Source organism: Pontibacter burrus, from assembly GCF_010686685.1.
Taxonomy (GTDB): domain Bacteria; phylum Bacteroidota; class Bacteroidia; order Cytophagales; family Hymenobacteraceae; genus Pontibacter; species Pontibacter burrus.
Map to the genome: position 1 here is coordinate 213237 of NZ_JAAGWD010000005.1, position 17254 is coordinate 230490.

Here is a 17254-nt window from a genome sequence, read left to right on the forward strand (position 1 = left end):
ATGCTAGCAGTTATCCCTGCCTTACTTTATACACGCCCTTGCAAAGCCATGCTACTGGCTACACTGCTACTGCTCTGTGGTTGCACCGGCACCAGCCGTATTCCTGAAAAAGATGCCCTTTTCACAGGCTTTAGTGTAAAAGTAGACGACACCAACGATAGCAGCAACCGCAAAAAGATAATCGAAACAGAGCTATCAGGCACCGTGCGGCCCAAGCCTAATTTCTCCTTTTTGGGCATGCGGCCTAAACTGGCCATCTACAACACGTTTTATACTGAAAAAGAGAAAGGGCTGAAAAACTGGATACAGGACAAACTAGGCGAGCCGCCTGTACTTCTGTCTACTGTTGATACTGCCAGTGTAAGTGAAGTAATGCGCGGCAGACTGCACAACCGCGGGTATTTCAACAACGATGTACGCAGTAAAATAAACCTCAAAAAGAAAACCGCAACTATAGACTGGTTCGCCACTGTAAGTGAACCATACCGCATCCGGCAAATCGTTTATACTTCAACCGACTCACTGCCGGTGCAGCAGGATATTGAGCTTACAAAAGCAGAATCGGTACTGAAGACCGGCGACCCTTATGACCTGGAAAAGATGACTGCTGAGCGGGTGCGGATAGATGCCTACCTTAAAAACAAAGGGTATTACTACTTCAGCCCCGATGTCCTCATTTTCAGCGTAGATACCACAGTAGGCAACCGGCAGGCTGATGTACTCATGCGCCTGAAAAACAACGTTCCGGATTACACGCTACGCCCTTACAAACTGGACGACATCTACATTTTTGCCAACTATGCGCTCGGCGACAGCTTATCGGTTAGCGATACCATCAGCTTCCGTAACTATAAGTACATCCCGAACGAGAACTATGTGCGGGCACGCCACCTGTTGCGGGGCGTTTTTCTGGAGCAGGACAGCCTGTACTCGCGCCAGGACCACCTGTTAACTATAAACCGACTTGCCGGCCTCTCAGCCTACAAGTTTGTGAACATAGACTATAAACCCGACACCACCAAAGTGGGCAGTCTAGATACTTTTATTTACCTCACGCCGTCCTTTAAAAAATCGCTGCAGATGGAGGGCAGGTATGTGAGCAAGTCCAACAACTTTGCCGGTCCCGGTCTTACGCTGTCCTTCAAAAACCGGAATGCACTGAAAGGCTCCGAACTACTGAGCGTAGATTTTACAGGCAATTTCGAGAGTCAGGTTGGCGGCAGGGGCAGCCAATCGAGTGCAGAATCCAATCAGAACAAGAACATCAACCTGAGCTCTTATGAACTGGGCGTGCAGAGTACGCTTACGTTTCCGCGCATCATTTCGCCGTTCAGGCTACGCAACCTGCGCACCGAGTTTGTTCCCCAGACCCGCATGACGCTGGGCTTTAACTTCCTGAACCGTGTGCAGTATTTTACGATGAACTCCTTTAATGCATCGTATGCCTATAACTGGCGACCCAAAAAGGAATTTACCCACGACCTGACACTCATTAACCTGCAGTATGTAAGGTTAGGTAAGACGACCGAAGCGTTTGACAGCTTGCTGAGAGATAATTCACTCCTGCGCCGCAGCTTCGAGAACCAGTTTATTATAGGTTCTATTTACCAGCTTACCTTCTCGAACCAGATGGAAAAAAACCGTACCCACCAGTTTTTCAATAACATTAACCTGGATGGCTCCGGTAACTTTATAAATGCGCTGCAGAGCCTTACCGGCACAGAAAAACCAACCGAGGAAAACCCAAGAACCTTTGCCGGCCGGTCATACTCCCAATACCTGCGCGTGGAGAATGATTTCAGGTATTATTTTAACTTCGGGAGGGAAAGCCAGATTGCTACGCGCCTGCTGGCTGGTGTGGGCTACGCCTACGGAAACTCCACAGTAATGCCTTACATAAAACAGTTCTCCATTGGCGGCCCTAATAGTATCCGGGCTTTCCGGGCACGTAGTATTGGTCCCGGCACCTACGATGTTCCGGACTCTCTTGCCTTTTCATACTTCGATCAGACCGGCGACATAAAACTGGAAGCCAACGTAGAATACCGCTTCCCGATTGCCGGGTTCTTTAAAGGGGCTCTTTTTGTGGATGCCGGTAACATCTGGCTGCTGAAAGATGCGCTGAAGGAAGATGGCACTCCGGACAGGCCGGGCGGTAAATTCGAGTCAGGTAAGTTCCTGAACCAGTTGGCAATAGGTACCGGTTTCGGGTTGCGCGTAGATGTGGAATTCTTTGTGCTTCGTTTCGATGTCGGCATTCCTGTCAGGGTACCAACCGAGGGGGGCAGTGCGTTATCTGACTTTAAGTTTGGCTTCAAGGGCGACAACAGCATGACCCTGAATATTGCCATCGGCTATCCGTTCTGATACTAACCGGCTATAGTTTGCAAAATTAAGCTGCGCAATTGCAGCCAGAAGTCTTATATTTGTTTAGCCTGATATTAATTGCATCAGGCAGAGCAAGTAAGAACAGCAGCTATGCAGCAGAAACTTATAGTTACAGATCAGATAAAAATTACTGCCCCGGCCGAAAAAGTATGGGAAGTACTGACCAACCCCTTTTATATGCGCCAGTGGGAAGAGATGCCCGAGAACTTCGGAGATGCGCATCTACAACCTGGCAGCATAATTGAGTGGGAAGGATTTTCGAGACTGACTGTGACTGATTTTGAACCTGGCAAAAAGCTGGTGCTGGACGTATACCTGCCTACAGTAGAACTGGCCCCGGCTGCTTACGATGTATCTTATCTTTTTGAACTGGATGAAAAGGATGGCAGCACGCAGTTAAACCTGACGATAGGCGATTTTGCTCCCCTACCTAACGCGCAAGGTTATTATGATATGTCGGTTACCTTTGCCGCTAACGTTACCCAAAAGATAAAATCACTTGCTGAAGCTATAGTTTAACATACTCATTAGATCACATATTATTTCAAAAACACCCTACATGCGCAACTTAAAACTAACCCTGCTGCTGAGCGGCCTGCTGGCTACCTCTCCTGGTTTTTCGCAAACTATAAAAGTGGAGAAACCGGTAACCAAAGCCATGCAAAAAGTAGAGGCAACTGCCATAAAAGCCCACATCGATTACCTGGCCGATGACAAGTTGCTCGGTCGTAAGCCTGGCACTCCCGGCTACCAGATGGCCGTGGATTATGTAGTAGATCAGTTTAAGAAAACCGGAGTAGAACCTGCCGGCGAAAATAACACTTACCTGCAAACTGTGCGCCTGCGCCAGGCTACCACTGCACCGGGTGCAACCATAACCCTTACCAGCAGTACAGGCCAGGCCACAACACTGGTAACCGACACCGAAGCTACCATTTACCCAAACCCGGTACAACCACAGGTTAATATGGAAGCACCGTTGGTATTTGCCGGTTACGGAATCTCTGCGCCAGACATGAACTATGACGATTATGCTGATATAGATGCAAAAGGCAAAGTGGTTGTGGTTTTCCGTGGGGCACCGGAGCATTTCCCGAACACGGTTACCAACTATAGCATGGACATGCTGACCATTCTGCAGAATGCAGCAAAGCACGGCGCCGTTGGTGTAATTGTAGCAGCTCCGCGCGTGCCTAACCTGCAACGCGGCGTTAACAGCGTAATGACACCAGACGGAAAAGTAGGCGCATCCCGCTCCTATGCATCCGACGACATTAAACTACTGGCATATATTAACTACCAGACGCTGCAAAAGCTATTTTCAGAAGCAGGCCTGGATCCGGCTAAAGCGCAGGCCAGTTTACGTTCAGGCAAGCCAGCATCGGCAGCGCTTAAGTCAACTATAAAAGCAAACTATAGTTCTTTGTACCACGATTATGAAAGCCAGAATGTGGTTGGTAAAATAACCGGCTCAGACTCGAAACTGAAAAATGAATACGTAGTGCACAGCGCGCACCTGGACCATATTGGCGTAGGCACTCCAATCAACGGCGATTCAATTTACAACGGTGCACACGACAACGCATCTGGTGTAGCCAGCCTCCTGGAGATTGCTAAAATCTACAACAACCTGAAACAAAAGCCGAAGCGCTCCATCCTGATCGTGATGGTGACTGCCGAAGAACTTGGCCTTCTGGGTTCAGCATACTTTGCAAACCACCCGACTGTGCCGGCAAACAGCATGGTAGCCAATGTTAACACCGATATGCCAGCCATTATCGCTCCTTTGCTGTCGGTAGTGCCGCTTGGTGCACAGCATTCTTCGCTGTATAAGCAGGTAGAGCAGGCCAGCAAACATTTAGGATTAACGGTAGAAGAAGACCCGGAACCTGAACAGAACCGCTTTATCCGCAGCGACCAGTATAGCTTTGTAGTTCGTGGTGTGCCAGCGCTGCATATTAAATACGGCAACAAAACCGCAGACGGTAAAAATAACCTGGATGAGACCGTGAAGAAGTGGCGTGAAGTTTACTACCACAAACCACAGGACAACCCGGATGGTGTTTTCGATTACGATGCCGGTAAAAAATACGCACAGCTTAACTTCCTGATCGGTTACCTGGTAGCACAACAACCTGAAAGACCAACCTGGAACGAAAACGATTTCTTCGGTACCCGCGCAGTGCAGTAGAACAGAGAATTTAAAGTAAATCAACAGCCGGTTCAGTCATGTTCCGGCTGTTTTTTTGACCAGTGATTAAAGGGGTTTTTACCTCACCCCAGCTCTCTCCTAAAAACAGGAGAGGGCGCCTTTCTGCTATTGCTATAGTTTGAGCTATAGTTCTATAGTTGCGAGATAACCCACCCCTACCCCTCCCGAGAGGGGAATTTCTGTTCTTGCTATAGTTGAAGCTATTGTTTTATAGTTAGTGCTGGTTATCCTCCTCCCCCCTTCGAAGGGGGACTTTTCTGCTATAGCTATAGTTTAAGCTATCGTGCTATAGTTACAAACTACGAACAGGCAGGCGCAGCCTGGCCCACGGAACTATGACCACGAAAGGCCAAGCAACTATAGCTGTTCATTAAACTATAGTTTAGCTATCGAAGTGATTTCAGTCTTTGGGTTGAGCGCCTTGTAGATTTCTGGTGCCGATAGGCATTGCGAGGGACGAGCAAAAGGAATGTACACCGCGCGATGCCCAAAGACGGAGCCCCGCGGCCGTGAGCGCACCAAAGTAACTATAAAACTATAGGTAAGTAGAGCTCCCAGGATCGGTAGTAACTATAGCACGAACTGCTTGTGTCAAGTGGCAACTATAGTTAACTATAGCATTAGACGCTCACAGGAGCTGCGCAGACTGTGAGGTCTTCTCCAACTATAGAACATATAAGATGTCTCGCAGCTATGCTGGCTCTTTTCAACTCGCGTCTCAAGAATGCTCGACATGACAAAAGAGAAACTATAGCTGAGAGGCAATACTATACCCTCACCCTCTAACCACCGTACAACCCAAACTATAACCAACGAAAAAAAGGCATGGAGGCAGATGAGAAGTATTTATGGTGGCAAAGCGGAGTAATTTATCAGATCTACCCACGATCGTTCCAGGATAGTAACGGAGATGGTGTAGGTGACCTGACCGGCATCCGGCAGCGGCTGGATTACTTGCAATGGCTCGGCGTTGATGCCGTTTGGATATCTCCGATCTACCCTTCGCCAATGGCTGATTTTGGTTACGACATCTCAGACTACACCGGCATATACCCCCTTTTTGGATCCATGGCTGACTTTGATGCCCTGCTTCAGGAAGTACACGAACGTGGCATGAAAATGATCCTGGACCTGGTGCCTAACCATACCTCCGACCTGCACCCGTGGTTCCTGGAGTCCCGCTCATCTAAAGACAATCCCAAACGCGACTGGTACATCTGGCAGGACCCAACACCTGATGGCAGTGCGCCCAATAACTGGCTAAGCGTTTTTGGCGGAAGTGGCTGGGAGTGGGATGAAAAAACCGGCCAGTACTATTACCATGCCTTCCTGAAGGAGCAGCCCGACCTGAACTGGCGCAACCCCGAAGTGCAGCAGGCTATGCTGGATGCGATGCGCTTCTGGCTGGACAAAGGAGTTGACGGTTTCCGGGTAGATGTGATGTGGCACATGATTAAAGATGATCAGCTGCGCGATAACCCGCCAAATCCGGAATATAAACAAAGTATGGCAACGTATGAGAAGCTTATCCCCGCCTTCTCTACCGACCAACCCGAAGTGCATGATGTGGTGGTTAAAATGCGGCAGCTGGTTGATGAATATGATGAGCGCGTGATCATTGGGGAGATCTACCTGCCTATTCACCGGCTGGTCACCTACTATGGCACTGATAACAACGGGGCGCACCTTCCATTTAATTTTATGCTGATCAATATGCCCTGGGATGCCCGCCAGATAGCTGCTGCGGTAGATGAGTATGAAGGTGCTTTGCCCGACGGTGGCTGGCCCAACTGGGTGCTAGGCAACCACGATAAACCTCGCATTGCCAGCCGGATCGGGAAGTCTCAGGCACGTGTGGCAGCTATGCTGCTGCTTACACTTCGCGGTACTCCTACCCTTTACTATGGCGATGAGATCGGGATGACAGATGTTGCTATTCCACCTGACGAGATACAGGACCCGCAAGGACTTAACATGCCTGGTCTGAACCTGAGCCGCGACCCCGCACGCACACCCATGCAGTGGAACGACTCAGAAAACGCAGGTTTTACAGATGGCAAACCATGGCTCAGGTTACCCCACACCTATAGCCGCGTAAACGTAGAAAAAGAAAAGCAGGACCCTTTCTCGATGCTTACCCTGCACCGCCGCCTGCTAGAGTTGCGCAAACAGGAACCAGCCCTGAGCACGGGCAGCTATGTACCTATGTCGGCAGATGGCAATGTATTGGCATACCGGCGGGAACATGAGGACACGAAACTCCTGATTGTGCTGAACCTGGGCCATACCACCTGCTATTACGAACCAGAAAAACTGCATCTGGAGGGTGAAGTTATCCTGGCTACTATACCAGAGCGGGAAGGCATGCAGGTAGATACTATACTAAGCCTACAGGGCGATGAAGGGCTTGTGATCAGGCTCAGGAATTAACCAGGTCACACCTGCTCCGGCTGGTAGAACCGTGTGGTTGGATAAGCAAAACGTATGTCATCCGAAGCCAGAAAAGCATCCAGCACATCTTCCCACACACGGTGTTCGCTTTCGCGGCGACGGCCAACGCTGCACAAGTAGCGTATCGTGAGGCGTATGCCGGTTTCTACTACTTTTGTATACAATCTGGGCTTCAGGCTGTCGTAAAAAATGAGGTGACGTTGCGAGAGCCGGCGTAACTGTTCTTCAGCTTCTGTGCTTAACCGTTCACCATGCTTTTCAGCCGCCGAAGTCAGTATCGTTTTGGCTTTCTTCCAGTTGCTTTCAAAAGTTATGTTCACACTTACCTCGTGCCACAAAAACGGGAAGCCATAGTTATAGTTTACCTGCGGCGAAATAAACAATTTCCCATTGGGTATATGCACCACCCGCCCTGTTGCCTGGTCTGCATCTACCCAGCCATGCACTTCATTTATAGTAAACTGGAAAAGGCGCATGTCAATCACGTCACCTATCCTGCCATCTATTTCAATGCGGTCTCCAACCCGGAAGGGGCGCTTCCAGATAAGGAACAGCCAACCGGCAATATTGAGTACGGGTTCACGCAAAGCCAACACCAGACCGGCTGAAAGCAGACCCAGAAAAGTTGCGATCGGCTGAAAACCTTTGAACCAGATGTTGGCCAGCAGCAGAAAGCCCAGTATGGTTACAACATAGTTCAGCGTTTTACGCCACCAGTATTGTTTACGCAGGTCCATTTGCTGGCGCAGCACTACCTGCAAAACCACCCGCCGCGCCAGCCATAAGAGCAGAACCACCAATACCGACAGCAATACATTTCCCAGTATCGCTGCATTTATTCCTGTAGCATCTTCTATCCAACCTGTAAGCTCGCGCATCTTAAAATTTTTCCTAAAACATACGTGCACCCTCCTCCTTTGGATAGCATGATGTATCTATGCTAATACTGTTAAAGCAGAACTGCAAACATAAGCCAGCATGCAACTTTTAAAATTTATAACTTTAACGATACATCCATAGCAACATCACCGCTCGTCCTCCAACTGCATCAGAATTTCAACAACTATAAATTATACAAATCATGCTTTAATATAAAAATCCTGAAACATAGTGGTTTGCCAACATATTACAACTTATACTTGCGGTCTTTAAGCAGAAGCAACCGGGCTTTTCAACTCCAATTTAGCCAAATATGAGTAGTGTGTTAACACCGGAATTTTATAGTTCTATCATTCAGCATACAAATGATATGATCTGTATTCTAACTCCGGAGGGATTGTACAAATATGCCAACAATGCGGTAGCCAAACAAATGGGCTACACCTATCATGACCTGGTAGATAAAAGCGCACTGCACCACGTCCACCCCGATGACCTGCCTGATATTTTAGGCGTGCTACAGGATATAAACCACGCCGAACAGATAAAAGTAAAACCCTTCCGGTTCCTGCACCAGAATGGCAGCTGGCGCTGGCTGAGTTTAACTTTAACTAACATGCTCGCTAATCCGGCTATATGCGGATTAGTAACAAACTGTCGCGACATTACAGAAGAGGTGGAAGCAAACACACTGCTCAGTAAAAAAGAAGCATACTATAGCGCACTGTTCTTTAACCACCCCGACCTGGTGTTTACCTTAAACGATCAGGGTATTATAGAATCGAGCAACGCCAGGGTGGCCAATATTTTAGGCTACACTACTGGCGAAACCTGGGGACAGCACTTTGCGAAATATGTTGCTCCCACGCACCTGGAAGAGGCGCTGCAGGCATTCCGGAAAGTAATCGGGAACGGCGCCCATACTTTTGAAACCAGGATTGTTGACAAGAACAAACAACTGCTGGACCTGAGCGTGACACTTGTACCCGTTTGGCTGAACGGCCGGATTACAGCCGTGCATTGCGTAGCCAAAGATATAACGCAGGTTAAGCAGGCAGAGAAGTTGCTGCGCGAACAGGCAGTGCAATTGAACAATATCCTGGGCAGTATTACAGATTCGTTCTTTGCTCTTAACAAGCATTGGCAGATTACATACGCCAACCCGACTTTTGCAAAATTTCTGAAGTTGCCCGCAGAAAAACTGCTGAGAAGAAACATCTGGCAGGAAAGCCCGGACCTGATCAGTACGCATTTTTACCGCAAGTGCATGGAAGTAATGGCTACAGGCCGACCAACTGAGTACGAAGAATATATCGGGGTGCTTGGCACTATAACCAACTATAAAATTTACCCTTTTGAGGAGGGTATAGCCGTTTGTTTTACAGATATAACAGCAAAAAGAGCGGCAGAAGAAGAGCTGAGAAAACTATCGCTTGTTGCCAGCAAAACAACTAACGGCGTCATGATTACCTGTAAGAATGGTTTGATTGAGTGGGCAAATAACTCTTTCCTGTGCCTGACAGGTTATACGCTGGCGGAGATAGAACAAAAAGACCCGCTGAAGCTGCTTCAGGGGCCGGATACAAGCCAGGAAGCTTTGCAAAACCTGCGCCGCCTGCTTGGCCTGGGAATACCTTTCTCGGAGGAACTGCTCACGTATAAAAAGAACGGCGAAAAGGTTTGGATTGCTGCAGACATTACGCCCATTCTGGATGATGAAGGCAAAATAGAAAAGCTTATCATCCTTTACACCGACATTTCAGAAAGGAAGTTTGCTGAGACAAAGCTGTTGCAGCTGAACGAAAACCTGGTGCAGCAAAACAGTGACCTGAGGCAGTTTACTTACATTGTATCGCATAACCTGCGTGCCCCGGTGGCCAACATTGTGGGGCTAACCCGACTGCTGGCGAAGCTGGATGCATCATCAGCAGCATTTTCCAAAGCAGTCCAGAATCTGGACATATCCGTCCAGCGATTGGATAATGTGATACATGACCTGAGTAAAATCCTGTCGATAAAGACACCGGAAAACAGCGATGCCACAGAACCAGTAAACCTGCGCACCCTTTGTACCGAAATAACACAAAGCCTGCACGAAACAACTATAGCCATTAAAGCAACTATAGACCTGGAGATAGATAAAAACCTGATTATTTACACCAAGAGAGCCTATTTGTATAGTATTTTACACAACCTGATCACCAACTCCATTAAGTACCGCTCTGATGAGCGCTCGTTGCTCCTGCAGCTCAAGATCAGTAAAGCCCATAACGGCAGCCTGCTTATAAAGGTAACCGACAACGGACTTGGCATGGATATGGATGTGGTAAGACCGAACATCTTTAAACTATACAACCGCTTTCATGTGCATACAGAAGGACGCGGGCTAGGGCTTTACCTGGTTAAGTCGCAGGTAGAGGCATTGGGCGGGTCTATAGAGGTTGAGAGTGAAAAAGGCTTAGGTACCAGGTTTTACATACAGTTCAAAGCACCACGTTACCAATGATCAAAAAAGCTTACTTAGTAGATGATGATGATATTAGCATTTTCATAACATCGGTGCTGCTCGAGACAGAAGGGCTTGCCGATGAAGTGGAATGTTATCTGTATGCTGAGGAAGCGCTGCAGAATTTGCTGACAGGCCCGGAAGAGCATTGGCCACAGGTCATCTTCCTGGATCTGAACATGCCGGTACTTACAGGCTGGAACTTCCTGGATGCCATGACAGCACAACAGGATCGCTTTCTGCATAAATGCAAGGTATTTATTCTTACTTCGTCTGTCGATGCCCAGGAAAAGGAACAGGCCAGAAACTATGCACTTGTAAATGGTTTTCTGCACAAACCTATAGACGAAGCAACCATTGCACAACTAAGAAAGGTTGTTTAACCTGCCTGTGCAAGCGGTGGTAAGATGCTGCCCTTATGGTCCTGCTCAAAACGTATCTCCGGGATTGCTTCTACATGCTGCACCAACACACGCTTTCTCCCTTTAAGTTGCACTATGGCAACAGTTGCCCGTAAAATCTGTCCGGCTGCAGTCAGTTTATTGTACACCCCACTGCAGTTTCCCTCAAAGAACAGGAAAAAGTGTTCCTCATCTATCGCCTCTGAGCCCAAAAAAGTTAACTCACAGCCTGGTATAACTTCTGTACCATCGAGCTCCTGCACAAAATAAGTAATAGGTCGGCTAGTACTGCGGCCGCCATTACGCGCAAACAAAGACAAAGATTGATTTGCCAAAAAAGCTTCAGGAGAAAAATCTGGAGGTAGTGTACCTATTAAGGCATCATAATATGCCTGTAGTTCTTTTTCTGGATTCATTCAGTAGAGGGTTTTGCAGCACACCTGTGCCACCATACAAACCCAGCTGAGCACCGATATAGTTCATCTATCCAACATTCAATAGCATAAAAAAGCGGAAACATACTATAGTTTTATAAAATTTATTATAGTTTAGGTGCTTCGATTTGAAGCTACCGCTTATTGTTATTCCTGCGTTTAAATCTGCTTATGCGTGGGTAAGTACTGTAAAAGGGCCGTATAGCTGATGTAATAATTTTAGGTTTAGTACAACTATAAAAAAGTTAGAGCCACTTATATAAGTGGCTCTAAAATATGCAAACCTTATTGAAGATATCTGTAAGGCTGCAACACAAAATGATATTGTATTAACCAGCCGTTTATTTCTGAGATGGTTTATTATTTAAGTTCTTTCAGAAGTTTTCTGGACTTAACCCGTAGCGAAAACCAGCCATAGTTGTTGCGTAAGTGCTCAAACGCATATCCTTCAACCACGCCATGTACACCTGTCTGTTTTAAAGCCTGTGCAAGGTCTTCGTCCTTCACCTGGAAGTTGTCCTGTACCATGCCGTATTTAATAAAAGAGCAGGTTAAGCCGGCATCTTCATTTTTCAGCAACATGGTCTGGCTTGTTTCCAGTCCTTTTTTTAATCTTTCTAATTCTTCCACAGTTTTGTTCATTTACTTCTCTGCTATTACAAGCTACCACCTTATAAAGTTCATTATTTTTATAAAATTAATTATAATTATATCATTAGCTTAACCGTTGTGTTTCAAATTGGTAGACAGCAAAAAGCAAAGGACAAATAGCATGTTACAGGGAGTAAATCTATTAGATAGCGCCTTATCAGTACCCGTTCTGCTTTAACATTTGCACTCCGGTTTCGTTATTAGAACATGCAGAAATCAGGAAATACCGTTACAATACACAACGCCACCGACGCAGATCTACGACAGTTGCTTTATAAAAATGATTATGTGATTGTTAAGTTCACAGACAAAGAGTGCAAAGTTTGCCAAGAGCTTGCACCATCGTTCGAGGAAATGTCTAAGGAAGCGGAATACAAAGATGTGTTATTCCTGCGAATGGACGCCACTGAAAATCCGGTATCCAGGAAGGAAGTAAAGTTGAACGGCACTCCTTTTATAGCTACTTATAAGAAAGCTGTGCTCCTGGACTGTGGCCTTGTCAGCAAGAGAGACGAGATCAGCACCATGCTGGATAACCTGCTGCAGTAATGCTCATAAACTATAGTTCGTCCTCTATCAGGATACCCATTTTACCCATCTGGTAATCGCGCATGGCCTGCATGGCCTCTATCTGGGTGTTCATTACAAAAGGCCCGTACATGGTTACCTCTTCGTTTATTGGTTCGCCGGCCAGTAATAATATGCGTGTGTCCTGCTTTGCGGTTATTGTACAGCCTTCGCCACCCGTATTTAATTCAACAGCATGTTTTCCGTCAATCAGCCCGAAACCCTGTAGCGAGATCTGCCCATCCAGCAGGTAAAAAACGGTGTTATAGTTAGCCGGGACAGGAACCTGGCAGGTAGCACCTGCCTGTAAGGTTAGTCGCAGAATCAGCGTAGGTATCAAGCTGTTTACCGGACCTTTAACACCATCGTATTCTCCGGTTATTACCTGCACTTCGTAGCCATCGCCTTTAACAACAGGGGTATCGGTAGCATGGAGCGCCTGGTAACGGGGCTGAATCATTTTATGTCTGCGCGGCAGGTTTACCCATATCTGGATGATTTCCTGCACTCCTCCCCGCTCCTGTATGTCGTGGGGCGGGCGCTCGCTGTGTGTGATGCCCATACCGGCATCCATCCATTGGGTACCACCCTCATAAACCACACTTTTGTTGCCCCGCGAATCGCGATAATGCACGCCACCTTTGTAGATAAACGTAACCGGCGAAAAACCACGATGCGGATGCGGCCCGATACCTTCTCTGCGCGGATCAGCATCCGGAGAGATCGTAGTGACATGGTGGTGCAGCATCAGGAAAGGGTCGATCTGATCTACCTTCTCCGTCGGGAAGGGCTGGCGCACAGGCGCTCCGTTCAATTCCACTTCTTCGGCATAGAGCAGGCGGGCAACAGTTCTGTTTTTCATGGCTGGCAAATTATGCTGTATTTAATCTGCAAAACTATACGGTTAAACTATAGTTTGTAAAAAAGCCGGCACCTTTGCCGGCTTTTTAGTTTACTGCGTTATTTCATAATCCCGTCGGTCGTTGGGGTCATAGTTGCGGTAACCGCCGCGATCGTTCTGGTTGGTGTTATAGTTTTTGTCCTGGTTATATGGATTGTATTCCCGGCTGCCATAGCTGCCCTGGTTTCCGGTCGACTCGCTATAGTTATCGGGGCTGTACCTGCCAACACTTCTTGCCATACCCGATTCCCTGCCTCTGTCGCTGTGCCGGTCATAACTGTTTCTTCTGCTATAGTTTGATTCTGCATTACCAGAGCCACGTTGTGAACTGCCATAGCCGCCTCCGTAACCAGACATGGAGGTATAGTCGTCTACATTTCCGCGATCTCCGCTCATGGCACCATATTCAGACGAGCCTCCAAAATCGCCGTGCGCACTATAGTTTGATCCTCCGAACCTGGAGCCACTGTATCCCCTATCCTGGTTTCCGTAATTGCTTAAGTTCCTGAGCCGGTCCCGGTCGCGCTGCATGCGGCGTGCAATATCGTCGCTGGTCTGCTGGTAACTATCGCTATTGAAACTTGGCACCCCATACCCTTGCCGGATGTTGCTCATGTCGGTGGTGCTGTTCTGCATGTTTTTATAGTAGTCGCGCTCCATGGTGTAGTCATGGTTGCGGTACTCATCGTTGCGGTCGCGGTCTGTCCGGAAACGGTTCTCATAGTCACGTCCGAAATCGCCGTCGCGGCTGGATCGGTCCCAGTCTCTGTGCCTTCCGGTTCCGTAGTAGAAATCATCTCTGTCTGTTCGTTTCATAGTTTTATAGCTTTAAAGTACATACCTGTTTTTCAAAAATGCCCCGGCGCTGCACTATAGTTGTGCAGCCGGGGCATTCTGCTTTATTAATCATTATAGCTGTTGCGGTAGCGTCGGTAATCATCGCGGTTGCCATAGGCACTGCGTTCGCGGTCACGGTCACGCTCGTTATAGTTTGTGGAGCCATAGCCAGGCGGGTTGCCACGGTAAGAGCGATCGTAACCGGTGTTGCGGTCGTATTGGTTGCGACTGCTATAGTTGCGATACCCCATGTCATCATCCCTATCATAGCCCCGACCGCCGGTGTTATAGTGGTGTTGTCTGCCGTAATCCTCTTCCCGGCTACCGGTATAGCTGCCATAGTTGCGGCTGTTATAGTCTATATAATCTTCTGATCCACCTCTGCGGTAGCGGCTGTCGTCGCGGTAGCGGTCGTAGTCTTGGTTACGCCGGCTGCCATAATCGGAGTGGCCGTAAGCTGAGCCGCCTCCGTAGGTGCTGCCACCTTCGCCATAACGGGTTCCACCGCTCATGTCTCCTCTGGCATGTGCCCCAAACATACGGCCACGGTCATATCCCCGGAAGTCATCATGAGCATCGCGGTAGTAGTCGTTGCCGCGCATGCTGCGTCCCGCTCCCATCTCGCGTCCTCCATCCCGGCCTGCTGATCTGTTCTGGTCATAATCGCGGGTGTAACCGCCATCCGAACTGGTTCCGTAAAATCCGCCATACGACATATCCCGCTCACTTCTTCTATAGTTTCTAGCCATTGTTCTAAGGTTTTTATAAAGTACCCCTTTATAAACGGATGCGCCCTGCAGCGGTTATACTTCTTGGTTAAACCTGAGCTAGCTTCACAGAAGCTGCCCCTTAAGAATTGGCAACCGAACGGCTGGGGTAGCAGATGCATAGCCTGGATGCGTATATGTGCTTCAATAATGAACAACAGGAATATGCCGCCTTTAACGCGTAACGTCTGCAGACTATATAGCAGGAACAAATCCAGGCCTGAAAGCCGTTATAAAATGATGGCTGCATATGTTGTAACTTTGTAAACAATAGCCCCGCAACAGGGTTAATTAAAACAAAAATGTTTATGGAAGCTGGGCAGATGGCCTTACATTTACAGTAAAAGCAAAAAGCTTACATCCGAATAAATTTATTACCTAATGATAACGACTGATATATGCATAGTTGGCGCAGGTCCGGTGGGTCTGTTTGCGGTATTTGAAGCAGGTTTGCTGAAAATGCGCTGCCACGTGATTGATGCACTGCCTATAGTTGGAGGACAGCTGGCAGAAATTTACCCTAAAAAACCGATCTACGACATACCTGGTTTCCCGAGTATACTTGCCGGCGACCTAGTAGACAACCTGATGAAACAGATCGAGCCGTTTCACCCTACCTTTACGCTTGGCGAGCGTGTAGAGCACTTGCATAAGCAAGAGGATGGCTCATTTGTAGTAGAGACCTCGGAGGGTACTGAAGTAGCCTGCAAAGTGGTGGTAATTGCCGGCGGACTTGGTTCTTTTGAGCCTCGTAAACCTGCCATCGATAACCTGGAAACTTTTGAAGGCAAAGGCGTGAACTATATGGTTCGCGACCCTGAAACCTTCCGTAACAAACGTGTGGTAATTGCCGGTGGCGGAGACTCTGCTCTGGACTGGACCATTTTCCTGGCTGGTGTTGCAGAAGACTTAACACTGGTACACCGTGGCACCACATTCCGCGGCGCTCCTGAATCGGCACAAAAAGTGGTAAGCATGGCTGAAGAAGGCCACATTAAGCTGTTGCTAAAATCGAACGTAACCAACGTGCACGGCAACGGCAAACTGAATGCGGTAACCGTACTGGTTGATAACGATACGCCACACGAGATAGAAACTGATTACTTTATTCCGCTGTTCGGGCTGGTGCCTAAGCTGGGCCCTATCGAAAACTGGGGACTTGAACTGGATAAGAGTGCCATCGCGGTAAATACGTTTGATTACTCTACCAACGTGCCAGGCGTGTATGCTATCGGCGATATTAACACCTATCCGGGCAAGCTGAAGCTTATTCTTTGTGGTTTCCATGAGGCGGCACTGATGGCACAGAGCGCATACAACATCATTTACCCGGATAAGAAGTTCGTTTTGAAATATACCACCGTTAACGGCATACAGGAACTATAACTCATGGAAGACGCGATAAAAATAACCGTTGAAACCCCGGATGGCGAACGTGTAGTGCTGGAGGCTCCTACTGATATGGGGCTGTCGGTGATGGAAGTAATGAAGGCGAATGAGCTGAATGTACCTGCCATTTGCGGCGGCATGGCCATTTGTGCTACCTGCCACGTAGAAGTGCTGGCAAGCGGCGATTTACCTGAAATGAACGACGATGAGGCCTTTATGATCGAATCGTTGCCGCATGCCACTGAAATGAGCCGCCTGTCGTGCCAGTTGCGCATTACACCTGAGCTTGATGGCCTGGTAGTACGCCTGATGCCGGAAGCATAAGCTCGTAAAGGATAGATAAAAGGGCGCTCTATAGTTCAGAGCGCCCTTTTATTGTACGATACTATAGCTTTTGCATTAAATTGAAGCTGCTATCTAATTTGTCATCAGAAATCAGTGTGGGTACGGCCTGTAATCTCTCTTTTTATTGGAGTAAGTCTGAAGCATCGCCGCTCTGAAATTTAAATTATGCCATCCCTTTTTTACCGGCCCATAGCCAAAGCAGGATCAGGACAACCTCGCCGGCTGCATCCAGCAGGTAAATATCGCGGATCACATCATTCAGCGCATAGAAAACATCAATGCCAGCCAACCCTGCTGCTCCGCCAATGCCCAGCCATTTTATTTCTGCCGTTACCCGTCTACGTACTCCGGCCGCCAGCAATATAGCACCAATTACAGTTATGAGTACGGCCACTGTATAAAGTAACCAGTAATCCTGCTTAGGCCCCGTTACCCAAACAAAACTCTTAAGATGCAAAAAGGGCCATATACCGGTAACTAACCAGTAAAGGCCCTGCGCTATAGACACAACATATACTTTCATCTG

The 17254-nt window shown here is 47.9% G+C and carries 16 protein-coding genes; 9 read left to right on the forward strand and 7 right to left on the reverse strand.

Annotated elements, in window-relative coordinates; genetic code table 11:
* The 4 genes from tamL to GXP69_RS12540 all read left to right on the forward strand — a co-directional run bounded on the left by tamL (nt 1) and on the right by GXP69_RS12540 (nt 7030).
* Nucleotides 1-2367: a translocation and assembly module lipoprotein TamL gene (gene tamL / locus GXP69_RS12525; protein WP_163915414.1), complete on the forward strand. Its 2367-nt coding sequence runs from the start codon at nt 1-3 to the stop codon at nt 2365-2367.
* 111 nt (nt 2368-2478) lie between these two features.
* Nucleotides 2479-2907: an SRPBCC family protein gene (locus GXP69_RS12530; protein WP_163915415.1), complete on the forward strand. Its 429-nt coding sequence runs from the start codon at nt 2479-2481 to the stop codon at nt 2905-2907.
* Between the two features lie 40 nt (nt 2908-2947).
* On the forward strand, nt 2948-4579 hold the full coding sequence (locus GXP69_RS12535) for a M28 family peptidase (protein ID WP_163915416.1): 1632 nt from the start codon (nt 2948-2950) through the stop codon (nt 4577-4579).
* 846 nt (nt 4580-5425) lie between these two features.
* On the forward strand, nt 5426-7030 hold the full coding sequence (locus GXP69_RS12540; protein ID WP_163915417.1) for an alpha-amylase family glycosyl hydrolase: 1605 nt from the start codon (nt 5426-5428) through the stop codon (nt 7028-7030).
* A 5-nt stretch (nt 7031-7035) separates the two neighbouring features.
* Here the strand turns inward: GXP69_RS12540 and GXP69_RS12545 are convergent, their stop codons facing one another.
* On the reverse strand, nt 7036-7929 hold the full coding sequence (locus GXP69_RS12545) for a mechanosensitive ion channel family protein (RefSeq protein WP_163915418.1): 894 nt from the start codon (nt 7927-7929) through the stop codon (nt 7036-7038).
* A gap of 314 nt (nt 7930-8243) precedes the next feature.
* On the opposite strand from GXP69_RS12545, the gene GXP69_RS12550 reads away from it, so the two are divergent.
* Both GXP69_RS12550 and GXP69_RS12555 read left to right on the forward strand, forming a co-directional pair.
* On the forward strand, nt 8244-10436 hold the full coding sequence (locus GXP69_RS12550) for a PAS domain S-box protein (RefSeq protein ID WP_163915419.1): 2193 nt from the start codon (nt 8244-8246) through the stop codon (nt 10434-10436).
* Nucleotides 10433-10819, forward strand: coding sequence for a response regulator (locus GXP69_RS12555; protein ID WP_163915420.1), 387 nt, complete (start codon nt 10433-10435; stop codon nt 10817-10819). The genes GXP69_RS12550 and GXP69_RS12555 overlap by 4 nt, the downstream gene beginning before the upstream one ends.
* Here GXP69_RS12555 and GXP69_RS12560 read toward each other — a convergent pair.
* A complete protein-coding gene (locus tag GXP69_RS12560; RefSeq protein ID WP_163915421.1) occupies nt 10816-11253 on the reverse strand; it encodes a hypothetical protein in 438 nt (145 codons plus the stop codon). The genes GXP69_RS12555 and GXP69_RS12560 overlap by 4 nt on opposite strands.
* Before the next feature lie 378 nt (nt 11254-11631).
* Nucleotides 11632-11901, reverse strand: a complete 270-nt coding sequence (locus tag GXP69_RS12565; RefSeq protein ID WP_163915422.1) for a hypothetical protein — start codon at nt 11899-11901, stop codon at nt 11632-11634.
* A 228-nt stretch (nt 11902-12129) separates the two neighbouring features.
* On the opposite strand from GXP69_RS12565, the gene GXP69_RS12570 reads away from it, so the two are divergent.
* Nucleotides 12130-12471, forward strand: coding sequence for a protein disulfide isomerase family protein (locus GXP69_RS12570; protein WP_163915423.1), 342 nt, complete (start codon nt 12130-12132; stop codon nt 12469-12471).
* A gap of 10 nt (nt 12472-12481) precedes the next feature.
* Here the strand turns inward: GXP69_RS12570 and GXP69_RS12575 are convergent, their stop codons facing one another.
* The 3 genes from GXP69_RS12575 to GXP69_RS12585 form a co-directional block, all read right to left on the reverse strand.
* Nucleotides 12482-13351: a pirin family protein gene (locus GXP69_RS12575; protein WP_163915424.1), complete on the reverse strand. Its 870-nt coding sequence runs from the start codon at nt 13349-13351 to the stop codon at nt 12482-12484.
* A 90-nt stretch (nt 13352-13441) separates the two neighbouring features.
* Nucleotides 13442-14206 (reverse strand): hypothetical protein, encoded by a 765-nt coding sequence (locus GXP69_RS12580; RefSeq protein ID WP_163915425.1) that lies wholly within the window; start codon nt 14204-14206, stop codon nt 13442-13444.
* A gap of 86 nt (nt 14207-14292) precedes the next feature.
* A complete protein-coding gene (locus tag GXP69_RS12585; RefSeq protein WP_163915426.1) occupies nt 14293-14976 on the reverse strand; it encodes a hypothetical protein in 684 nt (227 codons plus the stop codon).
* A 399-nt stretch (nt 14977-15375) separates the two neighbouring features.
* On the opposite strand from GXP69_RS12585, the gene GXP69_RS12590 reads away from it, so the two are divergent.
* Complete coding sequence (locus tag GXP69_RS12590; protein ID WP_163915427.1) at nt 15376-16380, forward strand: NAD(P)/FAD-dependent oxidoreductase; 1005 nt, start codon at nt 15376-15378, stop codon at nt 16378-16380.
* A 3-nt stretch (nt 16381-16383) separates the two neighbouring features.
* Complete coding sequence (locus GXP69_RS12595; protein ID WP_163915428.1) at nt 16384-16707, forward strand: 2Fe-2S iron-sulfur cluster-binding protein; 324 nt, start codon at nt 16384-16386, stop codon at nt 16705-16707.
* A 184-nt stretch (nt 16708-16891) separates the two neighbouring features.
* Here GXP69_RS12595 and GXP69_RS12600 read toward each other — a convergent pair whose 3' ends face one another.
* Complete coding sequence (locus GXP69_RS12600) at nt 16892-17251, reverse strand: hypothetical protein (RefSeq protein ID WP_163915429.1); 360 nt, start codon at nt 17249-17251, stop codon at nt 16892-16894.
* Between the last annotated feature and the right edge of the window lie 3 nt (nt 17252-17254).

Excerpts from the sequence above, each read along its gene's own strand:
- tamL (WP_163915414.1), top strand. The coding sequence starts at position 1 with ATGCTAGCAGTTATCCCTGCCTTACTTTATACACGCCCTTGCAAAGCC.
- GXP69_RS12530 (WP_163915415.1), top strand. The coding sequence starts at position 2,479 with ATGCAGCAGAAACTTATAGTTACAGATCAGATAAAAATTACTGCCCCG.
- GXP69_RS12535 (WP_163915416.1), top strand. The coding sequence starts at position 2,948 with ATGCGCAACTTAAAACTAACCCTGCTGCTGAGCGGCCTGCTGGCTACC.
- GXP69_RS12540 (WP_163915417.1), top strand. The coding sequence starts at position 5,426 with ATGGAGGCAGATGAGAAGTATTTATGGTGGCAAAGCGGAGTAATTTAT.
- GXP69_RS12545 (WP_163915418.1), bottom strand. The coding sequence starts at position 7,929 with ATGCGCGAGCTTACAGGTTGGATAGAAGATGCTACAGGAATAAATGCA.
- GXP69_RS12550 (WP_163915419.1), top strand. The coding sequence starts at position 8,244 with ATGAGTAGTGTGTTAACACCGGAATTTTATAGTTCTATCATTCAGCAT.
- GXP69_RS12555 (WP_163915420.1), top strand. The coding sequence starts at position 10,433 with ATGATCAAAAAAGCTTACTTAGTAGATGATGATGATATTAGCATTTTC.
- GXP69_RS12560 (WP_163915421.1), bottom strand. The coding sequence starts at position 11,253 with ATGAATCCAGAAAAAGAACTACAGGCATATTATGATGCCTTAATAGGT.
- GXP69_RS12570 (WP_163915423.1), top strand. The coding sequence starts at position 12,130 with ATGCAGAAATCAGGAAATACCGTTACAATACACAACGCCACCGACGCA.
- GXP69_RS12575 (WP_163915424.1), bottom strand. The coding sequence starts at position 13,351 with ATGAAAAACAGAACTGTTGCCCGCCTGCTCTATGCCGAAGAAGTGGAA.
- GXP69_RS12580 (WP_163915425.1), bottom strand. The coding sequence starts at position 14,206 with ATGAAACGAACAGACAGAGATGATTTCTACTACGGAACCGGAAGGCAC.
- GXP69_RS12585 (WP_163915426.1), bottom strand. The coding sequence starts at position 14,976 with ATGGCTAGAAACTATAGAAGAAGTGAGCGGGATATGTCGTATGGCGGA.
- GXP69_RS12590 (WP_163915427.1), top strand. The coding sequence starts at position 15,376 with ATGATAACGACTGATATATGCATAGTTGGCGCAGGTCCGGTGGGTCTG.
- GXP69_RS12595 (WP_163915428.1), top strand. The coding sequence starts at position 16,384 with ATGGAAGACGCGATAAAAATAACCGTTGAAACCCCGGATGGCGAACGT.
- GXP69_RS12600 (WP_163915429.1), bottom strand. The coding sequence starts at position 17,251 with ATGAAAGTATATGTTGTGTCTATAGCGCAGGGCCTTTACTGGTTAGTT.